The organism is Streptococcus sp. CCH8-H5, assembly GCF_001556505.1.
Classification (GTDB): domain Bacteria; phylum Bacillota; class Bacilli; order Lactobacillales; family Streptococcaceae; genus Streptococcus.
The window spans coordinates 37,489-50,988 of the sequence record NZ_LSIZ01000101.1; the positions used below are offsets into that span (position 1 = coordinate 37,489).

General features: G+C 42.9%; 4 protein-coding genes. 1 reads left to right on the plus strand and 3 read right to left on the minus strand.

Translation table 11 applies throughout. The features are described from left to right. Positions 1-12: 12 nt before the first annotated feature. The 3 genes from AX663_RS06250 to AX663_RS06260 all read right to left on the minus strand — a co-directional run bounded on the left by AX663_RS06250 (position 13) and on the right by AX663_RS06260 (position 12,431). Positions 13-4,782, minus strand: coding sequence for a glycoside hydrolase family 70 protein (locus AX663_RS06250; RefSeq protein ID WP_060973045.1), 4,770 nt, complete (start codon positions 4,780-4,782; stop codon positions 13-15). 448 nt (positions 4,783-5,230) lie between these two features. Continuing rightward, positions 5,231-7,216, minus strand: a complete 1,986-nt coding sequence (locus tag AX663_RS06255; protein WP_060973046.1) for a KxYKxGKxW signal peptide domain-containing protein — start codon at positions 7,214-7,216, stop codon at positions 5,231-5,233. A 481-nt stretch (positions 7,217-7,697) separates the two neighbouring features. Further along, positions 7,698-12,431, minus strand: coding sequence for a glycoside hydrolase family 70 protein (locus AX663_RS06260; RefSeq protein WP_060973047.1), 4,734 nt, complete (start codon positions 12,429-12,431; stop codon positions 7,698-7,700). 1,015 nt (positions 12,432-13,446) lie between these two features. Here AX663_RS06260 and AX663_RS11105 point away from each other — a divergent pair. After that, on the plus strand, positions 13,447-13,500 hold a 54-nt coding region (locus AX663_RS11105; RefSeq protein WP_155197768.1), incomplete at its 3' end, for a KxYKxGKxW signal peptide domain-containing protein.

Sequence of the window (13,500 nt, forward strand, 5' to 3'; positions counted from 1 at the left end):
GGCTACTACTGCCTATCTTCCTGGGATATATTCGCCAGTGTTAGCATCGTAGTAACGGCGTTGGCCGTTGACTGTGACGTAGGCACCTTTAACTTGGCGACCTGATTGGTCAAAGTAAAGGTGTTGGCCATTGATAACTTGTTCGCCTGTTACGGCATAACCATCTGCTCCGAAGTAAGCCCAGACGTTAGGCTCGATTTGAGCAAAGCGGTTGGTTACAGGTTGACCGTCGTTTTCGTCATAGTACTTGTAACGACTGCCGACCTTAATGGCCTTGCCTTTGTACTGGATACCATTTTCGTCAAAGTAGTATTCCTTGCCATTGATAGTCCACTTGCCTTTAAGGGCTTGGCCATCAGTATTGAAGTAAGACCATTGGTTTGGTGCAATCTCAGCAAAGCTGCTTGTGACAAGAGCTCCACTGTGGGCATCATAGTAATAAGTCTTACCATCTTCGACAACAGTTTTCCCCTTAACTTGGATACCATTTTTATCAAAGTACTTAAGGTATCCATGATCAGCACGAACTTGGCCGATAGCCAGTGAACCGTCTTGTTTGAAGTACATCCACTGGTCATCACCAACTTGGAGGTAGCGTCCGCTAGCAAGAATACCTGATTCTGGCTCATAGTAATACTTAATGCCGTTTTCCTCGATAATTTCACCCTTAGCTTGGCTACCATCTTCCTTGAAGTAATAGAGGTGACCATCAATGTATTGACGTCCTGTGACACGGTTACCTTCTTTATCAAAGTAGTTCCAAGCCTTAGTTGCTGGATTATAGACAAAGATGCTGCGTCCGATTTCACCTGCTGGTGTGATGTAGCGAGCCTTACCATTTTCAAAGATAATAGAATCTGCACGATTGCTGTAGGCCGTACCGACGCTACCATCTTGGTTAAAGTAATAAGTCTTACCGTCAATGACACGTGAACCAGTCACAGTGTTACCATCAGCATCGAAGTAATAACGCTTGCCTGTGCTACTATCTGTCGCAAAGACATTTCGTCCCATATCACCTGTTTGGGCAGCATAGTAATGCAATTTGCCATCATCGGTACGGACAATGCGATCCTTAGCCTGAAGACCAGTTTCACGGTCAAAGTAGAAATGGTGACCACTCCAATGAAGGTTACCCACTACCATAGTTCCTTGTGTTGTAAAGGCACGGACTTGCTTACGTTTATCATCAAAATCAACGAAGGCATTCTTAACCATGGCACCGTCTAGACCGTAATAGTAAGTATAGCCGTTGTTAGCACGACGCAGGGCATTACGCAATTGAACACCATTATCAAAGAAATAGTAATTCTTGCTATTGATGTTTTGGGCACCCTTAGTCATCTTACCGTCAGCACCGAAGTAATACCAGTTACCGTTACCGTCTTGAACAAATTCATTCTTAACGGTTTGATTATCACGAAGGAAGTAAACATCTTGTCCACGACGTTGGAAGACTTGAGTGCTTGTGATGACACCCGTATCACGAAGTGGTGTTGGCAAGAGTTGGCTGTTGGCTGAGGTATTAAAGTACTGGTTGGTCTTGTCATCACGAAGGACAAAGTTGATGCCTCGTCCAAGGATGTTGGTTCCGTTGAAGTACTTAGCAGACCATTTGGTAATCTTTTCATTCGTAGGCAACTGCTTACCATTTGAGATTTGCACACGGTTGAAAATAGATGGGTACTTAGCTTTAAGCTCATCAAGGAAGGCACCACCATATTTACCTTGATAGTCTGTACCATCTGTACGGGTATTTGCCACATAGGCTTGGTCCACAATTTGATAACCTTGTTGGTGATAACCGTAGCCGTTAACACGTGTCGCATTAACTACTTCTTTTCCTGGAAGGTTATAAATTTGGTCTGGCACCCAGTCAGCAATGGCTTGAATACCATCTTTGTGGAGGGCACGAAGGACATTAAGGAGGTCCTCAAGTGAGCCATACTTGTTATTTTGACTCAAGGCCATGTCATAACGGTCATCAAAGGCATAACCATTGTCAATTGTTGAATCAAGGAAGGTACCATCCTTACTTGAAACGTACTGTGGTGGAAGTCCAACAGACGTAACACCCCAAGCTTTGAGCAAGTCAGTGTGTTTAGCCAAGACACGGTTCATATAGAGTTCTGGCTGATCGTCCGCAAAAGCTTGGAAGTTTGAGAAGGCTTCATACATGACTTGCGAATCAAGGGCTGCTGAAGACTTGTAAACTTGGCCATCGCTATTGGCACGGTTACTTGGCTGTGTACGTGCGTCTTGGTTAGCCTTAGCCCCGACTGGTACCCAGACACCGAGGTAACCTGATACTTGCACATTTTCCACACCAAAAATATCATTGGCATTGAAGGTCAAGTTCCCATTCCAGTCGGTACGTTTAAGAAGGTTTGAAGGTACGTCAGAATCGTTGAGGTAGGTTGCTAGACCATCCTTAGTCGTCAAAAGCAATGGACGGTAAAGCTGGTTACGGTGGGCTCTACCCATATTCATCGTTACAGTTTCATTGCTACCCAATCGGAAATCATAGTTGTTGGTCATGATGACACCCATCCCTTGCGTACGGGTTTCTGAAGTTCCCAAATCTGTTCTGTTATTGGCACCTTTACCATAACGAACTGATGTCAAGAGGCCGTCATTTCCGACTTTCTTCACTTCCATGTCTTGACCACCAGCTACATACTTGATACGGGCACGCAAGAGGGTGTCGATAGCATCAAAGTAAGGCGTCTTTTTCGCCATGTAGTGACCATCCTCACGGTAGAGGTCACCGTAATAAACACGTGTTACAGAGTCCTTGTTGGTCAACATGAGGGCATAGACAGATGGCAAGTTGTAAGACGCATAAGTTTTATGAGCCTTATCAATATCCTCATTGTAAATCTCGAAGGCCTTCTTGATTTCATCACGGGTGAAATTGTAACCAAACAGATTTGGGTTGATACGATCACGGATGATACGTTGGATAATGGTTTGCGCTTCAGTATCGTGGGCACGGGTGAAAATATAGTTGGCCATACGTTCACCGTTCTTATCGTTAGCACCACGTGGATTCAAACTACTATTCATAAAAGCAGTCATGTCCCCAAGCTGCATACGTGTATTTTTATCACGCATCAAAAGGTTGGTAAGAGCATTACGAAGGGCATTATCAATCGGCAGTTGTGCCCCCTTATTGTCCTTGTTGTAATATGGGTCGTTGGCAGACCACGCTTCCAAGTATGATAAGTGCTTAATTGCATTAGCTTCAGACTTGTCTACACCATAGGCTGCTTTGAAGTAATCAGAAGCGATTTGGAGAAGGTCAGCATCCACATTGTCCAAGGCATCGACACGCAAACCGTCAAAGTTGGCTGTTGGGTCATTGGCCATGATGCTTCCGATATTCATCATAAAGTGGAGCCAGTTAAGTTGCTCCGCCTGAACAGCTGGGTTTGAGTTATCAATATCGTTGGCAAGCAAGAACTCAAGACCACCGATAGAATTGTCCTTGAAGTACTTACGTGTACCCGTCTGATTAGTCGGTGTGCGGTTAAGCAAACGATAGTCAGAGTTGGCGTAGCTAGTACGGTTACCAGTATCACCCTTACTGTTGTTAAAGAGCAACTGTCCACCTTGCAAGTGGTCGTATGAACTATTTTCAGTGCTACTATTCCAACCTGGCTGAGTCTTGATAAACTTATCAATACTTGTACGCAACCAGTTGGTATTGCCTTCACGCGCAATACGCTCTTCAATCTTAGTCTGAACCGCTTTAGCAGCTAGATTTAGACTTTCCTGGCTAGAGTTAGTTGAAAATGATCCCGCACCAAGACCTTGATTTTGCATGTAGTTTAGGTAGTTAACCTGAGTCGATTTGTCAGGCCACCAAACCATTAAGAGTGGACGTTTGTCCGTTTCAGTTGAAGCTGTCCAAGTCTTACCATCCTTGAGAATACTCTTTGGACGGTACCAAGCATCTGCTGTGATGAAGGTGTCGAGTTGGTCCAAAGATTTGTTATCGTTTTTGTAGAGCTGATTTCCAGATGAAAAATCCACAGTTGCCTTGATAGGTTCTGTTGAAAATTCATCCTGTGACTTAGTCGCAAGAGCCCCTGTTTCAGCATCAAAGTAATAAGACTTACCGTCTTGCTCAAAGACGAAGTTCTTACGCACACTACCGTCACTATTGACATAGTATTGTTTGCCGTTGATCCGTTGGATACCAGTCGCTGTGTTGGTGTTGGCTTCTCGAGTTTCTGCCAAGTCACGGCGACTACGTGTACGAGCTTCTGTACTTGCCGTATCAGTTGTTGCCGCACGGTCTGTAGTAGCTACACGATCCGTTGCAGTTACTGAAGCGTTAGCGTTAGTGTTAGTATTTGTATCTGTAGCTGTGGCGCTAGTATCAGTTGCAGCTGGTTGCACATTTGTACTTGGTGCTGCTTGACCTGAGTTAGTTTCCACTGTCGCTGCGTTTGAAGCAGATGCCGCTGCCCTATCTGTAACATTTGTTGTTGTGCTAGTCGCATCTGCGACAGGAATAGCCACGCTCGCAGTATTAGCATCTGCTGAGATAGTTGGTGCTACAGTAGTGGCTGCATCATTAGTTGTAGCAGGTGTTTCTTGAAGCAAATCCTGACTGCTATCACTCGACTGATTTGCAGGATTTTGCTCATCGGCCTGAACCTGTTGATCCGCCAACAAAGTTCCACCAGCAACGGTAACCATTGAGAGCGCTGTCACCCCAATAGTCACCCAGTTCTTCTTCACTTTATGCATTTTAAAGCGTACTTTTTGTTCCATAATATTTACCTTTTTCCCTTATATTATTTCCATCATAAGCTATTTGACAAGGGAATACAATTACAAAACTGCAATATCAGCTTAATGTAGACGCCTTTTTTTTTCAGAAAGTTGGTCTAAATGAGGTTGCTCCTAAACTAGATGTCATAACTAACGATAATCATTAGGCTAGGGACTTTTCAATAACTCCTCCCAAGCCTACAAAATTAATGTAAATTTAAATAAAAAAAGCACCTGAACGACTGGTCCAAGTGCTAAAAACTGTTACACCGCTATAAGGAGTTACTGCTATCATCTCATCAGCCAAGGAAAATCTTCCTTTAAAATCAAAAACCAGCGAATGCTGGTTCTTTTGATCTATTTACTCATCTAGAGTTCTGAAAGGAAAATAATAATAATTTAGACAGGAAAGGGGAAAAAATCTCTAGATTTTTAAAGTACATAATAATTAGCGACGCTGTCTCAATTCACCAGTTTTAGCATCACAAAAAAGGCGTTTGCCACCAACATAAACATAACGTCCTTTCACTTGACGACCTGAACCGTCAAAGTAAAGCTGTTTGCCATTGATGACCTGTTTTCCAGTCACTGCTTGACCTGCTTCGTTGAAGTAATACCAGCAACCACGTCCAGCTTCGACAAATCGGTTTACCACTTGCTCACCAGTGTGGGCATCAAAGTAGCATTTCTTACCTTGGACAGTGAGCAATTTACCTTTGACTTGAGCACCGTTGCTACCAAAGTAGTAAACTTTATTGTTAATGTTTTGAAGACCTGTTACTTTGTGACCATCTTGGTTAAGGTAAGCCCATTGGTTAGCCGCGATTTGAATGAATTGGTTGATAACTGCTTGGCCAGTAACGGCATCATAATAACGTCCTTCAGCCCAGCCACCTTTTAATTGGCTATGGTCTTTATTGAAGTAATAGAGTTTACCATCAATCACTTTTGCACCTTGAACGAGGCAACCAAAAGCATCCGCATAATACCAGTTGTTGTTTTCAAAGATAAAGCGTGAAACAGCCATTTCACCTGTTTGAGCTGAAATGTAGTATTGCTTGTTGCCTTGTTGCATCATCTGACCTTTAATTTGACGGCCTTCTGAGTCAAAGCAGTATTCTTTACCATTGATGATACGTTTTCCTGTCACAGCGTAACCATGTTCATCAAGATAGTACCAAGCTTGGTTTTCTTTATTTTGAACAAAAGTATTTACAGCCATATTACCAGTATCAGGGATGAAGTAACGGATACGGCCATCTGAGAAGCGAATAAACTTATCTTTAGCTTGAATACCTGTTTGTGTATCAAAGTAGAAGGTTGTACTACCCATTTCAAGGAGACCAGTAGCCATGTGACCATAACAGTCGAAATAGCGGACATCCTTACGGTAACCTGCAAAATCGTAGAAGCCGTTGATAGCTTTCACACCATTTTTATCGTAGTAATAAGTGTAGCCATCACTACCTTTTACAAGTGAGTCACGAGCTTGGAGACCATTTTCAAGGAAGTAATAAGCCTTACCATCGATAACCTTTTCACCTTTGACCTTTTGGCCATATTGGTCGTAATAATACCATTGATTTTCGCCTACACGTACAAATGATGACTTGGCATTGTTCGAATCAACACTTGGCTTTGTCTCACCTGAGATGATTTGGTAACCTGAGTTATTTTGTTGATTTCCTTGCGAAATGATAGTGACATTAGCATTTGAACCATTTGAATGACCTACTGTCACGTTTGGAAACAGTTTATTTGAATTCGAAACGATAGTAACATTCGGCGTCGTTCCTGAAGCCGTGATGGTGATCGTCGTGTTTCGACCACCATTCCAATGAATGCCGTTTGAGTCAGACGAACTCGTCGTAATTGTCGCAAAACCGCTAGCTGACGATGATGATGACCATGATGATGAAGACGAGTAAGAATACCAAGCTGAACTTGATGAGCTTGAAGAACTTGACGCACTAGCACTTACTGATGCCGAGCTGCTACTTGATTGGTAAGCAGAACCCGTTTGTGATGAATTAGAGCTTTGTGTTCCTACGACTTGAGAAGATTGTGATGAACTAACTTGACCAGATCCACCACCTAGCACAGTCTGTGATGAGCCTCCTGTTGAGGCAGATGATGAAGACCCGTAGCTTGAGCTTGTTTGACTGCCATAGTTTGATGACACCGCTGACAAATGGCCAGCATCTTCTGTCAAGGTTGGCGAATAGCTTTCATTAATCAATGAAGCACTTGACTCAATGCCTGCATCTGTTTGTTCAAAACCATCACCATTAGGAAGTGACACTTCATCTGCTTGTGCCGATTGGTCTGCCAAAAGAGCTCCACCCGCAAGTGCAACCATCGACAGCGTACTAACTCCAATAGTCACCCAGTTTTTCTTGACCTTGTGCAACTTAAATCCAACTTTCTTTTCCATAACATACACCTTTCAATATAACTTTATTTCTCTATTCTATGTTAAGGGATTTTGGAAACGAATACAATTACAGATGCATAACCCTAGTCTCATAAGACTAACCTTCTACCCATAATCTATTTGAAAAAACAAGCCTAAGATATATAGCTATAGCTTTTATATGTTAGAAACCGTTTCCAAAAAACGTTCAGATTTTCTTAAATTCACACAGAAACTCCGACTTTTAGCACTTTCACCACCTTCTTCATTAGAATGACTGAGCATAATTTAAAGCTAAAGTAAGCAGTCTATTGACGATTCTCTTAATCAAACTCATTTTTTGCTTACAATCTGCTTGGCATATCAAGAGATAGTAATAAAAGAAAAGCACTTGAAACAAAATGTTTCAAGTGCTTAAAAGCGGTGAGACTGGGAAGGTACCTACTGAATTTTAATCTAAAAGCATCTAGGATAGTCCCAAAATCACATTTTCTTCTGCCCTTTATCGTTTTCTGACCCAAGCTCCAGTATTGGCGTCATAGTAACGGCGTTGGCCTTTAACCCAGACGTAACGGCCTTTGACCTGACGGCCAGAAGCGTCAAAGTAGAGGTGTTGACCGTTGATGACTTGCTCACCCGTTACGGCTTGACCTGAGGCGTTAAAGTAATACCAAACACCACGAGAAACTTGGATAAAGCGATTGGTTACGGCTTCACCACTATTGGCATCAAAGTAGTATTTCTTGCCTCTGTATGTCAGAAGTTTCCCTTTAGCTTGGACACCGTTGCCTTCAAAGTAGTAAAGTTTACCATTGATATGTTGGAGACCAACTACCTTTTGACCATTTTGGTTGAGATAAGCCCATTTGTTGGCACCAACTTGGACAAAGCGGTTGCTTACGGCCTGACCTGAGTCACCATCATAGTAACGGCCGTTAGCCCAGGCACCCTTGACTTGGCTATAATCATTGTTGAAATAGTAGTGATTACCATCGATGACTTGAGCACCTTTAACCAATTTACCATTGATATCGACATAGTACCACTTGTTGTTTTCCGTCACAAAGCGTGAGCGAGCAATTTCACCGCTATCGCCATCAAGGAAGTAACGTTGGTTATTGATTGTGACAAAGTGTCCCTTAACCTGACGGCCTTCATTGTCAAAGTAATACTGCTTACCGTTAATGGTTTGGAGTCCTGTCACGGCATAACCGTTACTATCGAGGTAATACCAAGCCTTGTTCTCAGGATTTTGCGCAAATCGGTTGACCGCGAGATTTCCTGTATCTGGGATGAAGTAACGCGTGCGTCCGTCCGCAAAACGGATGAACTTGTCTTTGGCTTGAATACCAGTCTTTTCATCAAAATAGAAGGTTGTCCCATACATGTCGTGGAGGCCACGATACATTTGACCGTTGCCATCGAAATAGCGAACGTCTTGGCGAGGACCCGCAAAGTCATAGAATCCGTTAAAGGCCTGAGCTCCTTTAGGATCGTAGTAATAGACGTGACCATCACTGCCTTGGCGAAGGACATGACGTAGCTGGAGACCATTGTCTAGGAAGAAGTATTTCTTACCATCAATGACCTGTTCACCTGTGACCATGTTGCCATTCTTATCAAAGTAATACCACTGGTTGGCACCGACTTGAATGAAGGTGTTCTTGGCAAGGTAACCACTCGTTGAGAAGTATTGGACCTTATCTCCAACCCTACGGAAACCAGTTGCTGTGATTTCAGTCATTTGTTTAGGAAGGAAGGTTTGACCTGCCTTAAGGCTGAAGTATTGGTTTGTAGCGTTATCTTGTAGAACATAGCGAGCTCCAGTACCTTGGATATTGCTTCCATTGAAATACTTGGCTGACCATTGCGTGATTTTCTCATTGGTAGTCAATTTACGGCCGTTTGAAATCTGCACGCGCTCAAAGATTGCTGGATATTTTGCCTTCAATTCATCAAGGAAGGCACCACCGTACTTGCCTTGGAAGTCATTTCCAAAGGTACGTGTTTTAGCTGCGTAGAGGCTATTGTAGATTTCAGCATTTGGACGTGGCGTTCCGTAGCTATTGGTACGAGAAGCTGTTACCACTTCTTTTCCAGGAAGATTGTAAATTTGGTCTGGAACCCAGTCAGCAATGGCTGAGATACCTTCTGCGTGAAGGGCACGAAGGGCATCCATGAGGTCTTTGAGCGAACCGTATTTGTTGTTCTTACTCATGGCAATATCGTAACGGTCTTCGAAGGCATAGCCATTTTCAATGATAGAATCCAAGAAAGTGCCGTCTTGGCTAGACACATATTGTGGCGCAAATTCAAAGGAAGTGATTCCCCACTCTTTGAAGCGTTTGGCATTTTGAGCAATAACACGGTTGGTGTACTGACTTGGTGTCTTAACGAAATCTTGGAAGTTTGAGAAACCTTCGTAAATGACTTGTGAATCAAGAGCTGCTGATGATTCAAAGACCTGCTCACCCTTCTTAGTTGTCGAAGCCTTGGTGCGGGCATCTTGGTTTTCAGAAGCACCTACTGGCACCCAAACTGCCAAATAACCTGAAACTTCAACGGTTGAATGACCAGCAATATCGTCTGCCGTGAAGGTCAAGTTCCCTTGATTATCCGTATAGCGAACCAATCCAGCTGGCACATCAGAATCCTTGAGGTAGGTCGCAAGACCTGTCGATTTGCTGAGAAGCAATGGGCGGTAAGCCTGATTTTTGTGGGCGGCTCCCATATTGACCACTAGACGGTCATTAGCTGCCAACTTCATATCTGGACGGTTGGCTGTAAGGACGAGCATTCCTTGGTTGCGTGTTTCGGCAGTACCAAACTGGTTGGCTTCTTCTGCCCCCTTACCATAACGCACAGATGACATGATTTCATAGCCATTAACCTTAGTGACCTTCATGTCTTGACCACCTGCTACATATTTAATGCGAGCACGAAGCAGGGCATCGATGGCATTATAGTATGGTGATTTTTCAGCCATGTATTGGCCATCGTCGGTAAAGAGATCTCCGTAGTAAACACGAGTGATACTATCCTTGTTGGTCAACATTGTGGCATAGGCAGCTGGGATATTGTACTGGGTGTACTTTTTATCAGCCTTGCGCATGTCCGCATTGTAGATTTCAAAAGCCTGTTTGAGCTCATCCATAGTGAAGGTGAAACCATCTGTTTTTGGATTAATCTGCTTGCTGATGATATTAGCCAAAACAGCTTGCACTTCACTATCATGGGCTCGCACGAAAATATAATTGGCATCACGTAGCGTGTGTTTCTGCTCACTTGAACGATTGTTAAGAGAGTTAGTAATCACGCGCTCCAAGCTGCCACGGTAATTGGTCTTACGCAAGAAAGTTGTCAAAAGCGTTTCACGTAGTGGATTGTCGATAGACAACTGAGCACCCTTGGTATCCTTGTTGTATTGATGATCGTTGTAAGACCAAGCTTCAAGGATTGACAAGTGAGCAATGGCGTTGGCCTCATTATCAGCCACACGGTATTTTCCCTTAAAGTAATCAGAAGCAATCTGCAAGAGATCCGCATCCACATTGTCCACCGCATCGATACGAACACCGTCAAAGTTGGCACTTGGATCATTGCCAAGGATAGAACCAATGTTCATGATGTAGTGGAGCCAGTTTAGTTGCTCTGCCTGAACAGCTGGGTTAGAGTTGTCGATATCGTTAGCCAAGAGCAACTCGTAACCACCATTTGAACGGTCAATATGATATTTGCGTGTCCCCGTTTGGTTAGTCGGTGTGCGGTTCATGAGGCGGAAATCTGAATTGGCATGACTTGTCGCACTATTATTTAGGAAGGTCAGAGCGCCTCCTTGCAAGTGGTCTTTACCAACTAAGAGATTGTCCTCACTCTCAGAGTTCCAGCCAGGCTGTGTTTTGATGAAGTCTGACATCAACTGGCGAAGCCAAGTGGTATTGCCCTCACGACCAATACGTTCCTCGATTCCTCGTTGAACCGTTTCGGCAGCAGCTGCCAAGTCATAGCTCATCATATCTGTCGTATAGGTCTTATTACCAAACCCTTGTTGGCTCATATAGTTGAGGTAGTTGACCTGTGTCACCTTGTCTGGCCACCAAGTCATCAAAAGGGGACGATAATCTTTCTCAGTTGAAGCTGTCCAATTTTTCCCATCCTTCAAAATCTGTTTTGGACGGTACCAGCTATCAGCCGTCAAAAAATTGTCCAAGTGTTCAAAACTCTTGCTTGACGTATCATAGGCCTGGTTATAAACCGCATAGATAGAGTTATTTGGAATGGCATCGGCACGATACAAAGGTTTACTTTGATCTACCATCGCCCCAGTCTCATCGAAATAATAAAGACGACCATCAAGTTCAATCGCTGTGTTCTTTTTCACAACGCCATTTTCAACATAATACTGCTTGCCATCAATCGTCTTCAAGTTGGAAGCTACTGGTTTATAGTCAAGACTTGACTGACTTGGTTGGACTGGCTTGTTAGGTTGAGACGGTTGACTTGGTTGAACAGGTTTGTTTGGTTGATTTGGCTGCGTTACAATAGTCACATTTGGTCTTGTGCCATTTGGACTTGTCACCGTCACGTTTGGCTTAGGAGTGTTTGGCCCTGTGATAATGGTGACATTTGGTGTCGTACCGCTGGCCGTAATCGTGATGTTGGTGTTACGGTTGGCATTGATACAAATAGTGCTATCAGCAGCGCGTGTGGCGATTGCTGGTGCAGCATTGGTCAAGACTCTAGGTCTTGCTTGTTCTGTCACACTTGGAGTAGACTGAGCACTTGTTTGCCCAGCTACTTGAGTCGTAGCCTGACCTTGTGAGGCCTGTTCCGTAGTCAGTGTCTCTTGGGCACTAGCTTGAGTTTGCGAAGAAACTGCCACTTCTTGATCGATAACTTGACTGCTTTGTGCTTGAGCAGTTGCCTCTTGAGCGACCTCACTTGTCGTCGCCTGAGAGCTTGTTTCGTGACTTACGCTGGCTGTTGCTACTGCTGCCACACTTGCTTGAGCACTAGCTTGCTCAGTAACAGTTGTTGTCGTCACTAGACTGGCAGTACCATCCTCACTCAGTTGCTGCAAGCCGTCACCATTAGGTGCGCTCGTCTCATCGGCTTCTACTTTTCCTTGAGCTAGGAGGCTTCCACCCGCCAAGGCAACCATTGAGAGGGTAGTCACCCCGATAGTTACCCAGTTTTTCTTAACCTTATGTAGTTTAAAACGTACCTTATTTTCCATCTATAACAATCATCCTTTTTTTCTATTGTTTTCTCTACTCTATGATATATTCAGACAAATTACAAATAGGAAAAAGTCATCTTATTTTCATGAATCTCTGCCGGACGCTTCCTATTATTAACTTTGATTTGTAAAAATGAGACCTTACACCATATGTAAGGTCCTAAATAGAGTTTTTTTGCTTCTCAAACTCCTTCAAGTGCTTATCTTCAAAGGCTTTTGAAGATTAAAGCAAGCTTCAATTAACCTTAAGAGATAGCAAAACTATGAGAGAAGTAGCCCCTAAAAAGACAATTCTGAAAAGAAAATTTTAGATAGAAAGACTCTATTTTTTCATCTGACTAAGATCGTGGTCTGTCTATGAGGAACAAAAATTAAAAATATAAATGATTTACACAGGTGAATTCTTATTTGACTAACGAAACTAAATATAGAATCTTTTATGTCAGTTCTTTAACATTTTTGATAATTCCGTTAGTTTCTGTTGTTTATTCTTAAAAAAGGATTATAATGAAGCTAGGTGAATATGTAAGCGTTTTAATTTTGCTTTAAAGGACACTTGGGGGATTATCTAAAAGATTGACATTAGTTACCTAATGCCTAAATAAGGATTATAGTAGGATAACCATTCCTGAGTCACTTTGAACCATCAAACTAGGGCTCATAAAAAGAATACAGCATCATTTCAAACTAGAGCTCTAGAGGGGACGCCTCATACTAGTAAGCTCTAGTTTTTTGTGTCTTAGAAGCCCAAAATAAACGAGATCTTCCATGCTTAGAAAGGAGGAAAATTCCGAACGGCTCTCGTTTTTCTAGAATCATTTCGTCAGGACTCATGTTTGCCTCGAACAGTCTCGTAATATAGAAATTGAGGAGGCTTGGAGAAATAAGGATTGTCACAAAAAGATTAACTTACATCGTTAGGGACTCCTCCCCAATGCTCACTTTTCATAAACTCTCATGACAGCCCTTATTTTGCAGTATGTAAAAAGTTTAAAATGAAAGGAGAATTACCATGGAAAAGAAAGTACATTTTAAACTTCACAAAGTTAAAAAACATTGGGTAACT